The following is a 20,283-nucleotide window of genomic DNA, read 5'->3' on the forward strand; positions in this document are numbered from 1 at the left end:
CGAAATCTATTTAGGTAGAGCGTCGACCGAATACCCCAGGGGGTAGAGCACTGGATGGGCTAGGGGTCCTCACCGGATTACCAAACCTAACCAAACTCCGAATACCTGGGAGTAATAGTCGGCAGACACACGGCGGGTGCTAACGTCCGTCGTGAAAAGGGAAACAACCCTGACCTACAGCTAAGGTCCCCAAGTTATGGCTAAGTGGGAAAGGATGTGAGGATCCCAAAACAACCAGGATGTTGGCTTAGAAGCAGCCATCATTTAAAGAAAGCGTAACAGCTCACTGGTCTAAATAAGGGTCTTTGCGCCGAAAATGTAACGGGGCTAAAGCCATACACCGAAGCTTAGGGTTTGCAGCAATGCAAGCGGTAGCGGAGCGTTCTGTAAGCTGATGAAGCCATACCCGTGAGGGATGGTGGAGGTATCAGAAGTGCGAATGCTGACATGAGTAACGTAAGGGGAGTGAGAGACTCCCCCGCCGAAAGTCCAAGGGTTCCTGCTTAAAGCTAATCTGAGCAGGGTTAGCCGGCCCCTAAGTCGAGGCAGAAATGCGTAGACGATGGGAACCACGTTAATATTCGTGGGCCTGGAGGAAGTGACGGATCATTGAGGTAGTCCAATCTTATCGGATTGAAAGGGCTGCTGCGTGGTTCCAGGAAATAGCTCCTCCTTATAGACCGTACCCGAAACCGACACTGGTGGACTGGTAGAGTATACCAAGGCGCTTGAGAGAACTATGCTGAAGGAACTCGGCAAATTGCACGCGTAACTTCGGAAGAAGCGTGACCCTTTCATGCGCAAGCATGGGAGGGTGGCACAGACCAGGGGGTAGCGACTGTTTATCAAAAACACAGGGCTCTGCGAAGTCGCAAGACGACGTATAGGGTCTGACGCCTGCCCGGTGCTGGAAGGTTAAGAGGAGGGGTGCAAGCTCTGAATCGAAGCCCCAGTAAACGGCGGCCGTAACTATAACGGTCCTAAGGTAGCGAAATTCCTTGTCGGGTAAGTTCCGACCTGCACGAATGGCGTAACGACTTCCCCGCTGTCTCCAGCATAGACTCAGTGAAATTGAATTCCCCGTGAAGATGCGGGGTTCCTGCGGTTAGACGGAAAGACCCCGTGCACCTTTACTATAGCTTTACATTGGCATTCGTAGTGGCATGTGTAGGATAGGTGGTAGGCTTTGAAACCTGGGCGCCAGCTCAGGTGGAGCCACCCTTGAAATACCACCCTTATCACTATGGATGTCTAACCGCGGCCCGTTATCCGGGTCCGGGACAATGTATGGTGGGTAGTTTGACTGGGGCGGTCGCCTCCTAAAGAGTAACGGAGGCGCGCGATGGTGGGCTCAGAACGGTCGGAAATCGTTCGCTGAGTGCAATGGCATAAGCCTGCCTGACTGCGAGACTGACAAGTCGAGCAGAGACGAAAGTCGGTCATAGTGATCCGGTGGTCCCGCGTGGAAGGGCCATCGCTCAACGGATAAAAGGTACGCCGGGGATAACAGGCTGATGACCCCCAAGAGTCCATATCGACGGGGTTGTTTGGCACCTCGATGTCGACTCATCGCATCCTGGGGCTGGAGCAGGTCCCAAGGGTATGGCTGTTCGCCATTTAAAGCGGTACGTGAGTTGGGTTCAGAACGTCGTGAGACAGTTCGGTCCCTATCTGCCGTGGGTGTAGGAATATTGAAAGGATCTGTCCCTAGTACGAGAGGACCGGGATGGACGGATCTCTGGTGGACCTGTTGTGGCGCCAGCCGCATAGCAGGGTAGCTATATCCGGACGGGATAACCGCTGAAGGCATCTAAGCGGGAAACCCACCTTAAAACGAGTATTCCCTGAGAACCGTGGAAGACGACCACGTTGATAGGCCGGGTGTGGAAGAGCGGCAACGCTTGAAGCTTACCGGTACTAATAGTTCGATCGGCTTGATCGTTCTCATTCCTAATGCCCATTTCTGGCGACAATCTTTGGATTGCGCCGAGATGGATGGCACAGAAAACAGCTTCTCGAGCAACGTGCGTTTTGCCGACCTGGTGGTTATGGCGGAGCGGCTGCACCCGATCCCATTCCGAACTCGGCCGTGAAACGCTCCAGCGCTGATGGTACTTCGTCTCAAGACGCGGGAGAGTAGGTCGCTGCCAGGTCTGCCAAGCGCACGTTGTTTAATCTTCTCCTTACGAACAGGCCCGCCAACGGGACTCCGGGCCGCGCAAGCGGCCCTTTCATTTGGCGGAAGCTTGAATTCGGTGAGCCAAGGCTTACCTTTAGGGTTGACGCGGGGTGGAGCAGCCCGGTAGCTCGTCAGGCTCATAACCTGAAGGTCACAGGTTCAAATCCTGTCCCCGCAACCAAAATACGAAAACGGCCCGCCTTGTGCGGGCCGTTTTCGTATGCACTGAAGTACGGCGACAGGACACTTAGCATTCAGCCGCCAATTTTTCGCGTATGTGCTCCGATCCACCTCTCATACGTCGGGCGAATGGCCGATCGGGATTTACGACGCGCCAAAAGGGCGCGCTGCCGTCTTGACTGATATGCACCAAGTGCCGCCGCACAGTCACCGGGCAGCAGGCGTCTGCTCCGTATTTTGCCGCGAGCTTACGTCGTAGCTCTCCAAGGTCCGACAAGTGGCTAGGTCGCGCAGCCCGGAGCTCGTCAGCGACCATCTTCTCCGTTGGGATCAGCACGCTCTGCGTAAGGTTTTTGCCTTTGCGTCGCGTTTTGACTACCGGCAATTCGCTCATAATTCACCTCCAGGAACTCCCCTACAGAAGACGAACAAGGATGCCGCAATCAGACAAATCTCGGATTGATTTGATTGCCGTGGCCTCATGCCGCTGAGGGTTTTTGTTGGCTCTGTGCTGCCCAACGGAACTGAACTCTACGTCTTCGCCGACATGGCTCGAGTTGCAGCTCTAACCGGCATCCCGGTTGGTCAAAGCGATGTGGCAGCAGCCGAAACCGTGGCCCGGTGTCCAGGTGACATTGTCGAAGCGTACCCCGGTGGCCTCGAACAGGCCGCGATCGAAGGCGCCGGCGATGCGGCAGAGCGTGGCGAGTTTCTCGTCGTCGACGCCGGCTTCGAGCCAGGCGTCCTTCAGTGGGCAGCGCCTGACCTTGAAGGCGATGCGGTCCGGACCGCGTTCGACGTCGGTCGGATACATGCGACCGCCATCCGGGCTGACGGCCAGGAACGCCTCGCCGATCGCCGGTGCGTCGTTGGGGCCGAAATCGGCGAAGGCCGCCGCCGCAACTTCCCTGCCTCGCCGTTCAATGGTGCGGATCATGATCGCCTCAGCCTTTTCCGCGCCAACTTCCGCAGTTAGCTCATCGAGCAACAGACGATAGAGATCGGCGCGGTTGCGGAAGGCGGAATCGAGTTCGCGCGACAGTTTTTCGGCTCGGGCTTCGGCGTCGGTCATGATGCGTCCCGTTCGATCCTCGACAGTTTTGGCGCTGCCGCCACCAGCGCCTTGCCGATCGCGGATTGCGGCGCGTCGATGACGGTGCGGGCATCGCCGCTCTCGGCAATCCGCCCGCCGTCCAGAATGGCGATGCGGTGGGCGATGGCACGGACGACGCCGAGATCGTGCGAAATGAACAGATAGGCGATGCGCTCCTCGCGTTGAAGGTCAAGCAGCAATTGCAGGATCTGCGCGCGCACCGACACGTCGAGTGCCGACACCGCCTCGTCGAGCACGACCAGCAACGGTCTTGTTGCGATGGCGCGGGCGATTGCAACGCGCTGGCGCTGACCGCCGGAGATTTCGTGAATGGCGCGGCCGGCGAGACCGGCGCTGAGGCCGACGCGTTCCAGCAGAGCGGCGATACGGCGCGGGCGTTCGGCGCGAGAGGCAATGTGATGGATGCGCAAGGGGTCGTCGAGCACACGCGTCACCGTGGCGCGTGGGTTCAAGGCGGCGAGCGGATCCTGAAACACCATCTGCAGACGAGCGCGCCGGTCGCGCAACGCAGCGCCGTTCAACGACAGGAAATCACTGCCTTCAAACTCGATTCGGCCAGCATCGGCTTCGATGAGCCGCAGTATGAGCCGAGCGATCGTCGATTTGCCGCTGCCGGAAGGTCCGGCCAGCGCCAGCGTCTCACCATGATCGATGTGGAGGGAAACATCGTCGGCCGCGGCGATGATCTTGCCGCCGCTACTGTATCGTTTGGTCAGGCCGGAAACGGCGAGCAGCGGACGAGTCATGTTCGCTGCAGCAGCGGCTCGGCGTCTAGGCCGAGATTGGCGTCGAGCAGCGCCCTTGTGTACGCGTGACGCGGCGCACCGACCACCTGCGCTGTCGAACCGAGCTCGAGCAGCTCGCCATGCTGGAACACCGCGATGCGCTCTGCGAGCTCAGCGGCCAGCCCGATGTCGTGGCTGATGAACAGCAGCGTCATGCCGTCCTCGGACACCAGTCGCCGGATCAGCCCGACGATCTCGGCCTGCACGATGGTGTCCAGTGCACTGGTCGCCTCGTCGGCGATCAGCAGTTTCGGCCCGGCCGCGATCGCGGCGGCGATCGCCACGCGCTGCTTCTGGCCACCGGAGAGCTGATGTGGAAAGGCGCGCAAAGCGGCATCGGGGTCAGGCAGACGGACACGTTCGAGCAGGGCTTTTGCTCTGGCATAGGCGTGTCGCCAGTCAAGTCCGAGATGCGTGCGCGCGACTTCCGCGATCTGCTTGCCGATTGGCATGACCGGATCGAGACTGGCGGATGGGTCCTGGAAAACGAAGCCGATATCACGGCCTCCGAGAGGAAGGCTATTGAGAACAAGGAAAGACTGACGATCTTTCGAATGAGACGATCGAAATTCCGTCATCTGCCACTCGATCGCTCCGCCGATCTTGGCAGTGGCCGGCAGCAGCCCGGCAATCGCCAGCGCCAACGTGCTCTTGCCCGAGCCGCTCTCGCCGATGATGGCGAGGCGCTCGCCAGCGGCGACATCGAAGCTGATATGTTTCAGCGCAGCCACCTCGGCGCCGTCGCGGCGATAGGTCACCGTCAGATTGCGGATCGAAGCAAGCGCCGTCACGACAGGCTCTTTCTCACCGCCGCGGTCTCGACGACGCCTTCGCCGGCGAGATAGACGCCGAGCACGGTCAGCACGAGTGCTACACCCGGAATGATCGACAGGAAGGGCGCGGTGCGCAGCACGGCGCGGCCTTCGGCGATCATGCCGCCCCAGGTCACGCGGTTGGGGTCGCCGAGGCCGAGAAAAGACAATGCCGCTTCGGTGAGAATAGCCGCGGCGACGATCACCGACGACAACGCCAGGACCGGCGGCAGCGCGTTGGGCAGCACCTCGCGAAAGGCGATCTCCAGCGGATGCATGCCGATGACGCGGGCGCCGGCAACAAAATCGCGCTCGCGGATCGACAGCACTTCGGCCCGCGCCACGCGTGCCGGTCCGGTCCAGGCGCCCAGCGCGATCGCAGCGACCACGACGCCGAGCGACGGCCCGACGATGCTGACGAAAGCCAAAGCCAGCAGGAAGGCTGGGACGGTCTGGAAAGCGTCGGTGATGCGCATCAGTACCTCGTCGACAAGGCCGCCGGCAAAACCGGCCAACGTGCCGATTACGGCGCCGACGGCAAGCGCGGTGGCTGCTGCTGCCAGGCCGACCGCCAGCGAGGTGCGGGCGCCGTGGAAAAGCTCGGCCAGCACGTCACGGCCGAGGCGGTCGGTGCCGAGTGGCAGCGACCAGTCCTGGAACGGCGACAGCAATGCCGGCCCGGCAATGGCCTGCGGATCGCTCGGAAAGAACAAAGGTGCGGCAAGCGCCACGGCAGACAGCGCCGTCAGGATGACCGCGCCGGCGATCGCTTCCGGGGTCCGAAGAAAGCGGCGAAGCGGGCTCACGCGCCGGCCTCACTGGCCCCGACGCGCGGATCGAGGAAGGCGTAGGCGATGTCGACGAGAAGGTTGATGATGACGACCAGTACGGAACTGATGAGAATGATACCGAGCAGCAACGGCGTGTCGCGTGCCGCCACCGCTTCCTGCGCCAGCCGGCCAAGGCCTGGCACGGAAAAGACGCTTTCGATAACGACGCTGCCGCCCAACATTTGCGCGGACTGTAGGCCAAGCATGGTGACCAGCGGCAACAGCGCATTGCGGGCGACGTGAGCGAGCACGATGCGACGGCGGGAAAGTCCTCTGGCGCGGGCGGCCAGCACAAAATCCTGTCGCCAGACCTCGGCCATGCCGGCGCGCATCATGCGCAGATAGAGCGCGAGATAGATGAAGCCGAGCGCCGAAACCGGCAGGACGAGATGGCGGGCGATATCGGCGGCGCGATCGAGGCCGGTCCGGGCCGAGGCGATACTCTCGATCCCGCCGATCGGAAACCATCGCAGGTCGACGGCAAAGACGATGATCAGCACCAGCCCAAGCCAGAAGCCCGGCACGGCATAGAGCGCCAGCGAACCGATGGACAGAAAGCGATCGCGAAAACTGCCGGGCCTGGCGCCGGCATAGATGCCGAGTGCCGAGCCGAGACCGAAGGAGAGCGCGGTGGCGCTGCCCATCAACAGCAGCGTGTTGGGCAGGCGCTCGAGGATGACGTCGCGGATCGGCCGCGAAAAGGTGACCGATTGGCCGAGATCGAGATGCAGCAGCGCCCAAAGATAATTGGCGAGCCGCGTCAGTTCCGTCTGGTCGAGACCCCAGCGGTGACGCAACAGCTCGATCATCCCGGCGTCGCCGCCGGTCGAGACGATGTAGGCATCGACCGCGTCGCCGGGAGCGGCTTCGAGTAACAGGAAGGTGCCGATGACGACAATCAGCAGCACGAAGATGCTGCCGACGAGACGGCGGCGAAGGAGGATGACAGCGCGGGTCATGGCATAACGCCGATAGGAGAGCCAAGTCTTCGGTGCCGCGCTCTACGGCGCCCCCCTCTGTCCTGCCGGACATCTCCCCCACAAGGGGGGAGATCAGCTGTCATTGTCGCTTTCGCCAATCTCCAGCGTTGCAAGACGGCCGGCAACGCCAAAGCTGCCAATCTCCCTCCTTGTGGGGGAGATGTCCGGCAGGACAGAGGGGGGCGCGAAAAAGCTCTCATCGTTGAAGCTGAGCACACAAGCGGCGCGCAAGTCTGGAGAGACTTCCTTACCCCTCCAGCCAAGTGTCCGCCCAGTTCGATACCGCCCAGCGCGGATTGTTGGCGATGTTCTTGACCGTATCACGTGCGACGCTGATGAAACTCCATTCGGCGACGTTGATCAGTGGCAGGTCAGCGGCAACTTTTCTCTGGAACTCCTTGTAGAGTCCGGTGCGGGCGGCGGTGTCGAGCGTCTCCGATGCCTTGGCGATCAGGGCATCGAGTTCGGCGTTCTTATAGCCGCCCTGGTTGGAGAAGGGCACGCCGTCTGGAATGCCGCTCTGCACCAGGATGGTGGTCGAGATCGCAGGATCGCCGCGGAACACCGGCGGCCCGACCGCAAGGTCGAAGGCGTGGTCGGTGTAAACAGCCTTGATATGCGCGGCCGAGTCGTTGTTGGCCAGCTGAGCGTCGATGCCGATGGCGGCGAGCGCCTGGCGCAGATAGTCGCCGAACTGCTTGGTCTCGTTGAAATAGGGCGCCGGCAGCAGTTTCAGTGAAAAGCGCTTGCCGTCATCGCCTCGGCTGTAGCCGGCCTCGTCCAGCAAGGCGTTGGCCTTGGGGACGTCGAAGGCGTACGTCGGCACGTCGGCGGTGTAGAATTGCGGGTCGTTTTTCGGCACCGGGCCAGTGGCGGTAGCGGCATAGCCGAGAAACACCGTCTTGACGACGAAATCCTTGTCGATGGCGTGAGCGATCGCCTGGCGCACTTTCCGGTCGGCCAGCTCCTTGCGGCGATGGTTGATCTCGACGACGAGCTGGTAGGTCAGCCCTTCATAACCCTTGGTGATCACCTTGAGGCCGGGCACTTTGGATATGCGGTCGAGATCGGCGAGGGGCACGGCGGAGAAGGCGGCGAGCTGGATCTCTTCGGCCTCGAGCGCGCTGGCCGCTGCTGTGCGGTCCGGCAGCACCTGATAGATGATCTCGTCGAGATAAGGCTCGTCCTTGCCCCAATAATCCGTATTCTTCTCCAGCCGGTAATATTCGCCGGGTTTGTATTCGGCGAATTTGAACGGGCCGGTGCCGACCGGGGCGTTGTTGGCCGGGTTGTCCTCGATCTTTCCGGTCTCGTAGATGTGCTTGGGCACCACGCTGCTCAGCGCCGGCAAGGCGTTGCGGATCAGCTGGAACGGTGTCGGCTTGGCGAATTTGAACACGGCGGTGGCTTCGTCCGGCGTGTCGACCGCCTCCAGATCCTTGAACACGGTGCGGCCGAGATTCTGCAGCGGCTTCCAGATATGCAGCGCCGAGAACGCGACATCGGCGGAGGTGAAGGGTTTACCGTCATGCCATTTGACGCTCTCGCGCAGCTTGAACGTCACCGATAGGCCGTCGGCGGCACCTTCCCAGCTGAGCGCCAGGCGCGGATCGAGCCCGTCCTTGCCGTCAAAGGAGGCCTCAGCCAAGGGTTCTACGATCTTGCTCGAAACGAAGAAGACGCCGTTCGAGGCGACGATCGCCGGATTGAGATTGCGCGGCTCGGAATCAGCGGCGACAACCAGTCGTCCGCCCTTTTTCGGCGTCTGCGCCGACCCGATCGTCGGCATCGCGGTGGAGGCCAGCAGCAATGCCGAACCCGCAAGCATCGTACGTCTGGAAATGGTGAACTCTGGCATGATCGAACTCCGTCCTCTCCGCGGACCCGGCCGGGTCCGCCGTACCCCTCGGACGCTCGTAAGCATCCTGCACGGCTGATTATGGGCCTTGTGCGGGGTTTCGCCAAAGACGGAATTGGCGCATCCTCACGTGGCTTTGAAATTTCCATCCGCTGGACCAGTTGTACAGAAAACATTCCGACGCGCGGTTCTAGCAGGACCAGACTGGAGTAAAGTGCAGCAGGTGGACCAGCTTTGGGGCTGGTTCGCCCGTTCTGGCTGGACCACATCGGGCAAAATGATGCAGATTTAAGCATAGCCGAGGGTCAGAGCCGGAAAAGCCGGTGCCGGCGAGCGGCCGGCCAAGGGATTTCAGGGAGAGAGACATGAACATTGCCCCAGGCAAGAATGCCGTCGGCAGCGCGCCGTTCGACCAGGCCAGGGTGGACGGGCTGATGGAGGAGGCCGGCATCGACGTGCTGCTCGCCACCTCCAAGCACAACACGCAATATCTGCTTGGCGGCTACAAGTTCATCTTCTTCGCCGCCATGGATGCGATCGGCCACAGCCGTTATCTGCCTGTCGTCGTCTATGAGAAAGGTGGGCCGGAGCATGCCGCCTATATCGGCAACCGCATGGAAGGCGGCGAGCACCAGAACCATCCATTCTGGACGCCGACACTGCATGCCGCCTGCTGGGGCACGCTTGATGCCGCCAATCTGGCGGTCGAGCATTTGCGAAAGATCGGCAAGGGCAATGCCCGCATCGGCATCGAGCCCGCCTTCCTGCCGTCCGACGCCCATATGCTAATCCGCAACGCGCTGCCGGATGCCAAGCTGATCGATGCGACTGATATGCTGGAGCGCATGCGGGCAATCAAAACCGAGGCCGAGTTGGAGAAGCTGCGCATCGCCTCCGAGCTGATCACCGATTCCATGCTGGCGACCATCGGCTGGGCACGCGAAGGCACGACCAAGAGCGAGATCATCGAACAGCTCAGGCGCGAGGAGACCAATCGCGGCGCGCATTTCGAATATTGCCTGTTGACGCTAGGCTCCAGCCACAACCGCGCCGCCTCGCCGCAGGCGTGGAAACGGGGCGAGGTGATGTCGATCGATTCCGGCGGAAACTACCACGGCTATATCGGCGACCTTTGCCGCATGGGCGTGCTGGGCGAGCCTGACGCCGAACTCGAGGATCTGCTGGCCGAGATCGAGACAGTGCAGCAGGCGGCCTTCTCCAGGGTCAAGGCGGGCACGCTGGGCGGTGACATGATTTCTCATGCCGAAGGTGTGCTGAAGAAGTCGAAGGTTGCGCCCTATACCGATTTCTTCGCGCATGGCATGGGGCTGATCACGCATGAAGCGCCGTTCCTGATGACCAACCATCCGGTGACCTATGAAGGCACCTATGCCGCAAAGCCGCTGGAGAAGAACATGGTGCTTTCGGTCGAGACGACCATGCTCCACCCGACGCGCGGCTTCATCAAGCTGGAGGACACGGTGGCGGTCACCGACACAGGGTACGTGATGTTCGGCGACCGGGGCCGGGGCTGGAACAGGGGCGGGGGTTAGGCGCTTCTATCCGCCGCCCGGCGGGATCAACCTGAAATCCGGCAACTCCCGCAACGCCAGTTCCGGCCCGGCCGGCGAATAGACGACGAAAAGCTGCATCGGCCCATCGCCGGTATTGAGCGTCGAGTGGAAGCGGCTTTCCGGCACATAGATGGTGCAGCCGGGGCCGACTTTCTCGACGACCGGGTTGCCTTTCTCGTCCTCGACCATCTGCTCGCCATCGCCTGAGATGACGAAGATGATCTCCTCCGCACCCGGATGGTTATGACGCGTATGGCCCTTGCCCGACGGGAGGTCGACGACACCACCGGAAAATCGCTTTGCGCCGTTCACTTCGGGAGCGACCGTCAGCGACAGCCTGCCCCAGTCGAAGCCGAAGACGCTGACGTCTTTTGGATATACGAATACCTTGCTGCTGTCGGTCATCGTCCCACCTTCTTTTGCTGGTCTCTACGCAGCGCCGAACGTGACGGCCTTGAAATCCGCCGTCTGCCTGGCGATCGAGGCTTCCGCCGGCAGCCGCTCCATCGAACTGGCGCCATAGAACCCGTGCAGGCCCTTGCAGCGCTCGAGAATATATCTGGCGTCGTCCGGCATCGAGATCGGCCCGCCATGGCAAAGCAGAATTATGTCCTCGCGCACTGAGCGTGCCGCTTTGGCGATGGCGTCGATCTCGCTGACACAGTCGTCCAGCGATTTAGCCGACGTCGCGCCGATCGAGCCGCCGGTGGTCACCCCCATATGGGCGACGACGATGTCGGCGCCGGCTGTTGTCATGGCGCGCGCCTCGTCTGGGTTGAAGACATAGGGCGTGGTCAACAGGTCGAGTTTGTGAGCCTCGGCGATCATGTCGACTTCGAGCTCGAAGCCCATGCCGGTTTCTTCAAAACTCCGCCGCATCTGGCCGTCGAACAGGCCGATGGTCGGAAAATTCTGCACGCCGGAAAAGCCCATCGTCTTCAACTCGGCCAAAAGCAGCGGCATGATGACGAAGGGATCGGTGCCGTTGACGCCGGCCAGCACCGGCGTCTTCTTCACTACCGGCAGCACTTCGTAGGCCATCTCCTTGACGATCTCGTTGGCGTTGCCATAGGCGAGCAGGCCGGCGGCCGAGCCGCGCCCGGCCATGCGGTAGCGGCCGGAATTGTAGATGATGATCAGGTCGATGCCACCAGCTTCCTCGGCCTTGGCCGACAGGCCGGTGCCGGCACCGCCGCCGACGATCGGCACGCCATCCGCAATCATCATGCGGAATTTCTCCAGGATTTTCTTGCGCGGAATGGCGGCCATGTCTTGGTGTCTCACTGTCTGGCGATGTCGAGGAAGGCCGTTGTGGCGGCCCAGGCGAATTCCGGATCGTTGATGTGCAGCGGCAGGCGCAGCACGCACCGCGTTTTGGCGGGTTTGATGGTACGCTCGATCGCCTCGAACAATGCGGCATCGGCTTCAGGGTCGAAGAAGGCGCCGCCTTCGATGTCGAGCGCCGACACGCCTTTCTCCGGAATGAGGAAACGAACCGGACCCGGGCAGAGGCTCAGCCTTGTACCGATCCATTCGCCGATCGTTCTGCTTTCGTCGGCAGTGGTGCGCATCAGTGTGACGTTTGGATTGTGCTCATAGAACAGCCGGCCGCGATAGCGTTCCGGAATTGTCGGCGGCGCCCAGAAATTGACCATGTCGAGCGCGCCCACCGAGCCGACATAAGGCAGCCCGGTGCGGGCGATGGCACCAAAGCGATCTTCGGTCGCCGGCAGCACGCCGCCAAGCAGCAAGTCGCAGACTTCGGTTGTTGTGATGTCGATGACGCCGGACAACAGGCCGCTGTCGGCCAATTTTTCCATGGTGCGGCCGCCGGTTCCGGTGGCATGAAAGACCATGCAGTCATAGGTCGAACGAAGCTCATCGGCGATCGCGGTCACGCATGGCGTGGTGACGCCGAACATGGTCAGGCCTATCGAGGGTCTGCCGTCGGCCGGCGGCGCCGGCTTTGCCGCCATGCCTGATATCGCCTGGGCGGCATTGTGCAGCACGACACGGGAAAGCCGGTTGAGGCCGGCCATGTCGGTCACCGACGGCATCATGACGATGTCGGAGATGTCGACATAAGGTCCGGTGTCGCCGGAAGCCAAGGTCGAAACCATGATCTTGGGCAGGCCGAGCGGCAGCGTGCGCATGCCTGCGGTGATGATCGAGGTGCCGCCACCGCCGCCGATACCGACAATCCCGGCAATGTCGCTGCGCGATTGAACAAACCGGGCAAAGGCGGCAGCCATTGCCGCCACAGCGGTGCCGCGATCGTCGACGCCGAGCACGGCATTGCGACCCTCGGAATGGTGGCTGGCGACCTCGTCGGCCGAAATGTCGACCGGCACGGTCGCGCCGCGCGTTCCGATGTCGACACGGGCAATCGAAGCGCCGGTAGCGGCGACCGCATCGTACAGAAATGCGAGTTCCTCGCCCTTGGTGTCGGCGGTGCCCACCACATAGATGCGCTTCATCGCGTTTCCCCGGTCTTGGGCGTGTTCGGCGCTGCCGCCCCTTTGCCTGGCCGTTCGATGGGCGAAGGGCCATTGCAATTTTTTGAGACGCGCGTATCGTATTGACATGGATGTCTCACGTCAACAAGCGACAGTGAACGACGACGCCGGCCAAGGCGCCAGCCCGCGGGCTGAGCGCGGGGCCCGCGCGCGCACCAAGCGGCTGATGCTGGAGACGGCGACAAAGCTGATGCAGGCGGGCGCCACGCCCTCCGTCAGCGAGGTGGCGGAAGCAGCGGAAGTCTCGCGCGCCACCGCTTATCGGTATTTTCCGAGCCAGGCGGCGCTGGTGCAGGCGGTGGTCGACGAAGGGCTCGGGCCGATCCTTACCTGGCAATCGATCTCTGCCGATCCGGAGCGCCGGGTCGCCGAGCTGTTCGACACCGCCATGCCGCGCATCGAGGCCTTCGAAGCGACGTTCAAGGCGGCGCTGAAACTGTCGCTCGACCAGTGGGCACAGCGACAGGCAGGCACGCTGGGCGGCGAACCGGCCTTCACGCGCGGCCATCGCATCGAGCTTTTGAAGGATGCGATCGCGCCACTCAAGGGCCAGTTGCCGCCGCGCGAATTCAAGCGGCTCGCGCAGGCGCTGTCGCTGATCTTCGGCGTTGAGGTGCTGATCGTTTTGAAGGATATATGGGGACTGGATAGCCGCCGCATGATGTCGGTCGCGCAATGGGCGGCCGGCGCTCTGGTGCGCGCGGCGGTGACGGAATCGGTGACTGAATGAGATGGGATCGCGCCGACGTCGGCCGCTAGATAACGTCAATCTGGTTCGACCAGATTTTCAACCTGACTATTCATGCTACTACCGATTCAGCGGTCCAAGCAAGGCGTTTATGTATCAAAGAGTAGGAAAATTCAGGGAAAACAGGCAGATATCGCAGAAACCAACTTGTCTGCGTGTCCGTCGCCGTCCAAGAAAGGGCTTGACGTTCCTCTGGAATTGGTAATACCAGATCAGGACAAATAAAGCGGATCAAAGGGTGAAGGCTAATATCCGTTTCGGTCGAACGAGGAGGCTCAAAAACCGGAACGGTGCCGTCACGGGAGGACTACCAGGGCCGGCCTCGCCGCCGGCCCGCATGACAAGGTAGAATGCGCACAAGGGAGGAAATCATTATGCGCAAGACAATGACCAGCTTGCTTGCTGGTATCGGCCTAGTGCTCGCCTGCGGAACGTCCGTCTACGCGCAGGAAAAGGAACTTACAATCTTCTGGGCGGAATGGGATCCGGCCAATTACCTGCAGGAACTCGGCAACGAGTACGAGAAGGAAACCGGCGTCAAGATCACGGTGGAAACCACACCGTGGCCCGACTTCCAGACCAAGGCCTTCACCGAGTTCAACGCCCATGGCGACGCCTACGATATGGTCGTCGGCGACTCGCAATGGCTCGGTGCCGGCTCGACCGGTGGCCACTATGTCGACCTGACCGACTTCTTCAACAAGCACAAGGTCGGTGAAGTGATGGCACCGGCCACGGTGAAATACTATGCCGAATATCCGGGCGGCAGCGGCAAGTACTGGGCCATTCCGCTCGAAGGCGACGCCGTCGGCTGGTCCTATCGCAAGGACTGGTTCGAAGACCCCAAGGAAAAGGAAGCCTTCAAGGCCAAGTATGGCTACGATCTCGACGTGCCGAAGGACTGGAAGGCTTTGCGCGACATCGCCGAATTCTTCCACCGTCCGGACCAGAAGAAATACGGCATCGCCATCTACACCGACAATTCCTATGACGCGATGGCGATGGGCTTCGAAAACGCGCTGTTCTCGTTTGGCGGCGAGTTGGGTGACTATAAGACCTACAAGGTCGACGGCTTCATCAACTCCGACAAGGCGATCACAGCGCTCGACGCCTACAAGGAACTCTACAAGTTCACGCCCCCGGGCTGGGCCAAGTCGTTCTTCGTCGAGGACAATCAGGCGATCACTGAAAACCTGGCGGCGATGAGCATGAACTACTTCGCGTTCTTCCCCTCGCTGATCAACGAGGCGTCGAACCCGAATGCCAAGAACACCGGTTTCTTCGCCAATCCTCCCGGCCCGAACGGCGACCAGTTCGCTGCACTCGGCGGTCAGGGCATCTCCATCGTTTCCTACTCGCAGAAGCAGGAAGAGGCGACGAAGTTCCTGGAATGGTTCATCAAGGACGAGACCCAGAAGAAATGGGCAGCGCTTGGCGGCTACACCTGCAGTGCCGCCGTGCTCAAGTCGCCCGAATTCCAGAACGCCACACCCTATAACAAGGCGTTCTACGAGACCATGTTCAAGGTCAAGGACTTCTGGGCGGTTCCGGAATATGCCGAACTGCTGCAGCAGCTCAACCAGCGCATCTATCCCTACATGATCGGCGGCGAAGGCACCGCCAAGGAGACGCTGGACGCACTGGCAGCCGACTGGAACGCGACCTTCAAGAAATACGGCCGCGGCCAATAAGCATGAAGTTTCACGGAGGGGGCGCTCGTGCCTCCTCCGTTTCTTTTTCTGATTTTTGAAATCTTTCTGATTTCTGAACTGGGAGCAGGGTCTTGGCGACCACAATGATCACCACGCTGGACAGGTCCTCGCGGGCCGCCGCTCGCGGTCTAAGCGACATTTCGATCCGCAATCTCTTCATCATCCCGACGATCCTGTTTCTGATCGTCTTCAACATCTTCCCGCTGATCTATTCGCTGGGCTATTCGTTCACCGATTTCCGCGCCTCGACCAGCGCGGCGGCGAATTTCGTCGGGCTGCAAAACTATCGCGACCTGCTCAGCGATCCCTATGTCTGGTCCAACTTCGCCATCACCGCGAAATACGTCATCATCTCGGTCGCCGGCCAGCTGCTCGTCGGCTTCGGCGTGGCCATGCTGCTCAATCGCGACATTCCGCTCAAGGGCCTGCTGACGACGCTCCTGTTGTTGCCGATGATGCTGTCGATGGCCGTCGTTGGCCTGTTCTGGAAGCTGCTCTACGATCCGTCCTTCGGCATCATCAATTATGCGCTAGGCCTCGGTACCTTCGAATGGCTGTCGAATCCGAAAATGGCGCTCTACGCGGTCGCGCTGACCGACATCTGGATGTGGTCGCCCTTCGTCATGCTGTTGTCGCTGGCCGGCCTGTCGGCCGTGCCCAAGCATCTCTACGAGGCAGCCGCGATCGACAGGGCCGGGCCGTTCTACACCTTCTTCCGCATAACGCTGCCGCTGGTTGCGCCGATCCTGATGATCGCGGTCATCTTCCGCACCATGGAGGCGTTCAAGACCTTCGACCTCGCCTACATCCTGACCAGCCAGCCGACGGCCGAGCTGATCTCGATCCGGCTCTACAAGATGGCGTTCCAGGAATGGCAGACCGGGCGTTCCTGCGCGCTCGCCTACATCGTGCTGATCATGGTGCTGGCGATCACCAACATCTATGTCAAATACCTCAACAAGGTGAAGGAGCGCTGAGATGGCCGCAGTCCGCACTTCTTCCGAAATCACCTTCAACCGGATCGCCATCGTCGCTGTCCTGCTGGTGACGATCATCTTCCTGGCGCCGATCTACTGGATCGCCTCGACGGCGTTCAAGCCGCGCAACCTCGCCACCACCATTCCACCGACGGTGGTTTTCCAGCCGGAGATATCGCCCTTCGTCAAGTTGTTCACCAAGCGTTCGCAGCTGCGCAGCCCGCCGTCGCCGGAGGAGTATGCGGCTGCGCCGTGGTGGGAGCGCGTCGTCTTCAATGGCGGCGAAAAGATCGTGCGCGACGGCAAGGGCCAGGTTCAGTGGTCGGGCTATCCGAGCCGTTTCATGAACTCGCTGATCGTTGCCATAACCTCGACCGTCCTGGCCGTCGGCATGGGCACCTTCACCGCCTATGGCTTCTCGCGCTTCAAGGTGAAGGGAGAGGCGGATCTGCTCTTCTTCATCCTGTCGACGCGCATGCTGCCGCCGGTGGTCGTCGCCATCCCAATGTTCCTGATGTACCGGGCGGTAGGGCTCAACGATTCCCATGTCGGCCTGATCATTCTCTACACCGCCTTCAACCTGTCCTTCTCGGTCTGGCTGATGAAGGGCTTCATGGACGAAATCCCGAAGGAGTATGAAGAGGCGGCGCTCGTCGACGGCTACACGCGCATAGAGGCCTTCTTCAAGATCGTGCTGCCCGAGGCCGCCACCGGCATCGCCGCCACCGCCGTGTTCTGCTTCATCACGGCGTGGAACGAGTATGCCTTCGCGCTGATCATGACCAGCCGCCGCGCCCAGACGGCACCGCCCTTCATTCCCAGCCAGGTCGGCGCCGGCCTGCCGGACTGGACGGTGATCGCCGCCGGAACCTTCCTGTTCCTGCTGCCGGTCGCGATCTTCACCTTCCTGCTCCGCAACCACCTGCTGCGCGGCATGTCCTTCGGAGCGATCCGCAAATGAGCTTTCGCGACATCAACCAGAAATATCTCGAACCGGGCAGCCAGGTGCTGATGGTGCTCGGCATCATAGCGCTCTGCCAGCCATGGCACATGCTGCTGCACAGCTATGGCGTGACCATCATCCTGATCGGCCTGATTGGCTTCAACATCACCTCCAAGATCGCGCCGGAGGAGAAGGCCGGCACCGGGCAAGGGACAAATCCGGGGGCACAGCATTGACCCAGATCGAGCTTCGCGGCGTCCAGAAATATTTCGGCGCCGTCCAGGTCATCAAGGACCTCAACCTGAAGATCGACGATAACGAGTTCATCGTGCTGCTCGGCCAGTCGGGCTGCGGCAAGACGACGACACTCAGGGCCGTTGCCGGACTGGAGACGATCGACGGCGGCGACATCCTCATCGACGGCAAGCCGGTCCAGCACCTCAAGGCCGCCGACCGCGACATCGCCATGGTCTTCCAATCGTTTTCGCTCTATCCGCATATGAGCGTTTACGAGAACATCGCCTTTCCACTGAGAGCGACGCGCAAGAGCAAGGCCGAGATCGACAGCGAGGTGCGCTCGGTCGCCAAGACGCTGCAGATCAGCGATCTCCTCGCCAAGAAACCGTCGGCGCTGTCCGGCGGCGACATGCAACGCGTGGCGATCGGCCGGGCCTTGGTGCGGCGGCCGAAGGCGATGCTGATGGACGAGCCGATCGGGGCGCTCGATGCCAAGCTGCGCGAGGAGATGCGGGCCGAGATCAAGCGGCTGCACATCAAGCAGGGTTCGACCAGCATCTACGTCACCCACGACCAGATCGAGGCGATGAGCCTCGCCGACCGCATCGTCATCATGCATGAAGGTGTGCTGCAGCAGGTCGGCTCGCCGGACGAGGTCTATTCGCATCCGGCGAATCTTTTCGTCGCGCAATTTGTCGGCAGCCCGGTGATGAACGTCACCGACGCTTCGGTGACCGAGAAACCCTCATCGGCCTCGGTCACGGTCGGCGATGCGGCCGCTGGCTTCGAATTCCCGCGCGCCTTGCTGTCGAAGCTCAACGGCCATGCCGGCAGCCAACTCGCGCTCGGCATCCGGCCGGAAGGCGTCCTCGTCCGCCGCGAAGCCGCCGAGGGGTTTCTGCCGGTGGAGACGCAGATCGTCGAGCCGCTCGGATCCTTCGACATCGTCGACCTCAAGGTCGGCTCCAAGATGCTGCGTGCGCGCACCAAGAGCGGCTTCATCAGCGGCCCCGGCGAAAGGGTCTTCGTCAGAATCGATCCCAGCCAGGCGCATTTCTTCGACACGGCGAGCGGCAAATCGCTGGGAGTGAGACTCTGATGGCCCACATCCAGCTCAAGAACATCTCAAAGAAGTTCGGTAACCACACCGCCTTGACCGGGCTCGATCTCGACATCGCCGATGGCGAGTTCTTCGTCCTGCTTGGCGAGACCGGCGCCGGCAAGACGACGACGCTGCGCATGATTGCCGGCCTGGAAAAACCGAGCGAAGGCCAGGTCTTCATCGATGGCGTCGATGTCGCCGACTGGGGCGCGGCCGAGCGCGACGTGGCGCTGGTGCTGCAGCAATATTCGCTCTATCCGCGCTATACGGTGCGCCAGAACCTCGAATTTCCGCTGAAGCCGAAGATCCGCCGGCTGCCCGATGCCGAGATCAAGGATCGTGTCGACCGCGCGGCCAGGACGCTGCGGATCGAGCATCTGCTCGACCGCAAGACCGACAGGCTTTCAGGCGGCGAGATGCAGCGCGTCTCGATCGGCCGCGCCATCGTGCGCAAGCCGCGGGTATTCCTGATGGACGAGCCGCTGTCGGCGCTCGACGCCAAATTGCGCGAGGCGCTGCGCACCGAATTGAAGAACCTGCAGATGCAGCTTGGCGCCACCTTCCTGTTCGTGACGCACGATCAGATCGAGGCGATGTCGATGGGTGACAAGGTCGGCGTGCTCAACCATGGCCGCATCGTCCAGACCGGCACGCCGTACGAGATCTACAACAATCCGCGCGACACCTACGTGGCAAGCTTCGTCGGCTCGCCGCCGATGAACCTCATCGACGGCAAGCTCGTCAACGGACGTGCGGTGATGGCGCCGCTCAATTTCGAATTGCCGTTTGCGGGGGGTGCCAAGACTTCGGGGGGTGCCAAGACGGGCGCGGCGACCGACGGTCGCCCGCTCGTCTTCGGTATTCGTCCCGAGGACGTCTATCTCGAGACCGGCGCGCCGGTCGAGGCGCGAGTCCACGATGTCGAGAACCATGGCGTCGAGAAGATCCTGACGCTGCGGGTCGGCGACGCCATGCTGCGCGCCACCGTGCCGGCCAGGACCGACGTCCAGATAGAGCAGCCGGTGCGCTTTGCCTGGAACCCGGACAAGGTGGTGCTGTTCGACAAGGGCAGCGGAATAAGCCTGCGTCACGCCGGCTAAGTACAAGCCTCTTTACTGCAGCTTGGGGCGGGATGCGTTCAACGCGAACCGTGTTTCCTGCTCCATCTATGTGTTTTAGCCGCATTTGTGCGACGCTGCGTGATTCCATTTGGTGCGAAATGCTCGAGTCTTCCCGTCATCCCCCGTGCGGGGGATGCGGATGCGCCGATTTGTCGAATAGGCTGATCCTTTGGTCCCAAACGGGCTTTGCAAGCCCAATTTGGAGGCCCGAAATGGAGGGTTGGCTATGGGAAATCTGTTCCGCACATTTGCGACGATCCTGGTTGTCGCCGGTATGGGATTGTTGGCGGCGCATCTGGGCGAGGCGCAGGCAGCCAAGAAAGTCGTCGCCGGTGCGAAGGTCGACGCCAAGAAGATCAAGGGCCTCAACGGCACGGTCAATCTGTCCACCAGCGACTGCAAACTGTTGTTGAGCGGCACCGTCATCGAAGTCTCGGATGGCAGGTGCGGGGCCTCCGGCAAATATTGCAAGAGCAGTGCCGGCTCGGCCTGCATCACCGAGCAATAAGCCGGCCAACGTTTAGCCGGCCTAAAGCGCGTCGCGTTCGACCGGCCTCATGCGACGCGCTTGTCTTATGACTTTCATTGCAAAGAGGCGAGAATGAATCGCTGGGA

The 20,283-nt window shown here is 61.4% G+C and carries 18 protein-coding genes, 1 tRNA gene and 2 rRNA genes (1 of these 21 running past the window's edge); 12 read left to right on the plus strand and 9 right to left on the minus strand.

Annotation, left to right across the window (positions count from 1 at the left end; all coding sequences use genetic code 11):
* From NKJ35_RS27775 to NKJ35_RS27785, 3 genes are all read left to right on the plus strand, one after another.
* Nucleotides 1–1,942: ribosomal RNA gene (locus NKJ35_RS27775) — 23S ribosomal RNA — on the plus strand (it extends 865 nt beyond the left edge of the window).
* Nucleotides 1,943–2,038: 96 nt separating this feature from the next.
* Nucleotides 2,039–2,153 (plus strand): 5S ribosomal RNA (gene rrf, locus NKJ35_RS27780).
* Between the two features lie 130 nt (nucleotides 2,154–2,283).
* Nucleotides 2,284–2,360, plus strand: a tRNA-Met gene (locus NKJ35_RS27785).
* 564 nt (nucleotides 2,361–2,924) lie between these two features.
* Here the strand turns inward: NKJ35_RS27785 and NKJ35_RS27790 are convergent.
* From NKJ35_RS27790 to NKJ35_RS27815, 6 genes are all read right to left on the minus strand, one after another.
* Nucleotides 2,925–3,431, minus strand: coding sequence for an L-2-amino-thiazoline-4-carboxylic acid hydrolase (locus NKJ35_RS27790; RefSeq protein ID WP_254816721.1), 507 nt, complete (start codon nucleotides 3,429–3,431; stop codon nucleotides 2,925–2,927).
* Nucleotides 3,428–4,219, minus strand: a complete 792-nt coding sequence (locus NKJ35_RS27795; RefSeq protein WP_352650687.1) for an ATP-binding cassette domain-containing protein — start codon at nucleotides 4,217–4,219, stop codon at nucleotides 3,428–3,430. The genes NKJ35_RS27790 and NKJ35_RS27795 overlap by 4 nt, the downstream gene beginning before the upstream one ends.
* Entirely contained in the window at nucleotides 4,216–5,049 is an 834-nt protein-coding gene (locus tag NKJ35_RS27800) for an ABC transporter ATP-binding protein (protein ID WP_352650689.1), read from the minus strand. Before NKJ35_RS27800 ends, NKJ35_RS27795 begins: the two co-directional genes overlap by 4 nt.
* Nucleotides 5,046–5,876, minus strand: a complete 831-nt coding sequence (locus tag NKJ35_RS27805) for an ABC transporter permease (RefSeq protein WP_352506675.1) — start codon at nucleotides 5,874–5,876, stop codon at nucleotides 5,046–5,048. Before NKJ35_RS27805 ends, NKJ35_RS27800 begins: the two co-directional genes overlap by 4 nt.
* Nucleotides 5,873–6,859: an ABC transporter permease gene (locus NKJ35_RS27810; protein ID WP_352650691.1), complete on the minus strand. Its 987-nt coding sequence runs from the start codon at nucleotides 6,857–6,859 to the stop codon at nucleotides 5,873–5,875. The genes NKJ35_RS27805 and NKJ35_RS27810 overlap by 4 nt, the downstream gene beginning before the upstream one ends.
* Nucleotides 6,860–7,127: 268 nt before the next feature.
* Nucleotides 7,128–8,738 (minus strand): ABC transporter substrate-binding protein, encoded by a 1,611-nt coding sequence (locus NKJ35_RS27815; protein WP_502904681.1) that lies wholly within the window; start codon nucleotides 8,736–8,738, stop codon nucleotides 7,128–7,130.
* A gap of 365 nt (nucleotides 8,739–9,103) precedes the next feature.
* Between NKJ35_RS27815 and NKJ35_RS27820 the strand changes: the two genes are divergently transcribed.
* On the plus strand, nucleotides 9,104–10,291 hold the full coding sequence (locus tag NKJ35_RS27820; RefSeq protein WP_352650693.1) for a M24 family metallopeptidase: 1,188 nt from the start codon (nucleotides 9,104–9,106) through the stop codon (nucleotides 10,289–10,291).
* 6 nt (nucleotides 10,292–10,297) lie between these two features.
* On the opposite strand, the gene NKJ35_RS27825 is transcribed toward NKJ35_RS27820, so the two are convergent.
* The 3 genes from NKJ35_RS27825 to NKJ35_RS27835 are packed head-to-tail and all read right to left on the minus strand — an operon-like array spanning nucleotide 10,298 to nucleotide 12,789.
* Entirely contained in the window at nucleotides 10,298–10,717 is a 420-nt protein-coding gene (locus NKJ35_RS27825; RefSeq protein ID WP_352650695.1) for a cupin domain-containing protein, read from the minus strand.
* Nucleotides 10,718–10,741: 24 nt separating this feature from the next.
* Nucleotides 10,742–11,581, minus strand: coding sequence for a phosphoenolpyruvate hydrolase family protein (locus NKJ35_RS27830; RefSeq protein ID WP_254816729.1), 840 nt, complete (start codon nucleotides 11,579–11,581; stop codon nucleotides 10,742–10,744).
* Nucleotides 11,582–11,592: 11 nt separating this feature from the next.
* Nucleotides 11,593–12,789: a Tm-1-like ATP-binding domain-containing protein gene (locus NKJ35_RS27835; RefSeq protein ID WP_352650697.1), complete on the minus strand. Its 1,197-nt coding sequence runs from the start codon at nucleotides 12,787–12,789 to the stop codon at nucleotides 11,593–11,595.
* Between the two features lie 106 nt (nucleotides 12,790–12,895).
* On the opposite strand from NKJ35_RS27835, the gene NKJ35_RS27840 reads away from it, so the two are divergent.
* The 8 genes from NKJ35_RS27840 (at nucleotide 12,896) to NKJ35_RS27875 (ending at nucleotide 20,176) form a co-directional block, all read left to right on the plus strand.
* A complete protein-coding gene (locus NKJ35_RS27840; protein WP_352650699.1) occupies nucleotides 12,896–13,558 on the plus strand; it encodes a TetR/AcrR family transcriptional regulator in 663 nt (220 codons plus the stop codon).
* A 392-nt stretch (nucleotides 13,559–13,950) separates the two neighbouring features.
* A complete protein-coding gene (locus NKJ35_RS27845) occupies nucleotides 13,951–15,267 on the plus strand; it encodes an ABC transporter substrate-binding protein (protein ID WP_352650700.1) in 1,317 nt (438 codons plus the stop codon).
* Nucleotides 15,268–15,359: 92 nt separating this feature from the next.
* Nucleotides 15,360–16,265 (plus strand): carbohydrate ABC transporter permease, encoded by a 906-nt coding sequence (locus tag NKJ35_RS27850; RefSeq protein ID WP_254816733.1) that lies wholly within the window; start codon nucleotides 15,360–15,362, stop codon nucleotides 16,263–16,265.
* A 1-nt stretch (nucleotide 16,266) separates the two neighbouring features.
* Nucleotides 16,267–17,226 carry a carbohydrate ABC transporter permease gene (locus NKJ35_RS27855; protein ID WP_352650701.1) on the plus strand — a complete coding sequence of 320 codons (960 nt, stop codon included), beginning with the start codon at nucleotides 16,267–16,269 and terminating at the stop codon, nucleotides 17,224–17,226.
* Nucleotides 17,223–17,444, plus strand: a complete 222-nt coding sequence (locus tag NKJ35_RS27860; protein WP_254816734.1) for a hypothetical protein — start codon at nucleotides 17,223–17,225, stop codon at nucleotides 17,442–17,444. Before NKJ35_RS27855 ends, NKJ35_RS27860 begins: the two co-directional genes overlap by 4 nt.
* Nucleotides 17,441–18,544: an ABC transporter ATP-binding protein gene (locus NKJ35_RS27865; protein WP_352650702.1), complete on the plus strand. Its 1,104-nt coding sequence runs from the start codon at nucleotides 17,441–17,443 to the stop codon at nucleotides 18,542–18,544. Before NKJ35_RS27860 ends, NKJ35_RS27865 begins: the two co-directional genes overlap by 4 nt.
* Nucleotides 18,544–19,647, plus strand: a complete 1,104-nt coding sequence (locus NKJ35_RS27870) for an ABC transporter ATP-binding protein (RefSeq protein WP_023675181.1) — start codon at nucleotides 18,544–18,546, stop codon at nucleotides 19,645–19,647. Before NKJ35_RS27865 ends, NKJ35_RS27870 begins: the two co-directional genes overlap by 1 nt.
* Before the next feature lie 247 nt (nucleotides 19,648–19,894).
* Nucleotides 19,895–20,176 (plus strand): hypothetical protein, encoded by a 282-nt coding sequence (locus NKJ35_RS27875; protein ID WP_352650704.1) that lies wholly within the window; start codon nucleotides 19,895–19,897, stop codon nucleotides 20,174–20,176.
* Nucleotides 20,177–20,283 lie beyond the last annotated feature (107 nt).

The organism is Mesorhizobium sp. M0136 (assembly GCF_040322515.1).
Classification (GTDB): Bacteria; Pseudomonadota; Alphaproteobacteria; order Rhizobiales; family Rhizobiaceae; genus Mesorhizobium.

Coding starts and splice junctions, on each gene's coding strand:
- NKJ35_RS27830 (WP_254816729.1), bottom strand. CDS start 11,581: ATGGCCGCCATTCCGCGCAAGAAAATCCTGGAGAAATTCCGCATGATG.
- NKJ35_RS27815 (WP_502904681.1), bottom strand. CDS start 8,738: ATGCCAGAGTTCACCATTTCCAGACGTACGATGCTTGCGGGTTCGGCA.
- NKJ35_RS27860 (WP_254816734.1), top strand. CDS start 17,223: ATGAGCTTTCGCGACATCAACCAGAAATATCTCGAACCGGGCAGCCAG.
- NKJ35_RS27795 (WP_352650687.1), bottom strand. CDS start 4,219: ATGACTCGTCCGCTGCTCGCCGTTTCCGGCCTGACCAAACGATACAGT.
- NKJ35_RS27840 (WP_352650699.1), top strand. CDS start 12,896: ATGGATGTCTCACGTCAACAAGCGACAGTGAACGACGACGCCGGCCAA.
- NKJ35_RS27845 (WP_352650700.1), top strand. CDS start 13,951: ATGCGCAAGACAATGACCAGCTTGCTTGCTGGTATCGGCCTAGTGCTC.
- NKJ35_RS27835 (WP_352650697.1), bottom strand. CDS start 12,789: ATGAAGCGCATCTATGTGGTGGGCACCGCCGACACCAAGGGCGAGGAA.
- NKJ35_RS27790 (WP_254816721.1), bottom strand. CDS start 3,431: ATGACCGACGCCGAAGCCCGAGCCGAAAAACTGTCGCGCGAACTCGAT.
- NKJ35_RS27855 (WP_352650701.1), top strand. CDS start 16,267: ATGGCCGCAGTCCGCACTTCTTCCGAAATCACCTTCAACCGGATCGCC.
- NKJ35_RS27870 (WP_023675181.1), top strand. CDS start 18,544: ATGGCCCACATCCAGCTCAAGAACATCTCAAAGAAGTTCGGTAACCAC.
- NKJ35_RS27810 (WP_352650691.1), bottom strand. CDS start 6,859: ATGACCCGCGCTGTCATCCTCCTTCGCCGCCGTCTCGTCGGCAGCATC.
- NKJ35_RS27820 (WP_352650693.1), top strand. CDS start 9,104: ATGAACATTGCCCCAGGCAAGAATGCCGTCGGCAGCGCGCCGTTCGAC.
- NKJ35_RS27825 (WP_352650695.1), bottom strand. CDS start 10,717: ATGACCGACAGCAGCAAGGTATTCGTATATCCAAAAGACGTCAGCGTC.
- NKJ35_RS27875 (WP_352650704.1), top strand. CDS start 19,895: ATGGGAAATCTGTTCCGCACATTTGCGACGATCCTGGTTGTCGCCGGT.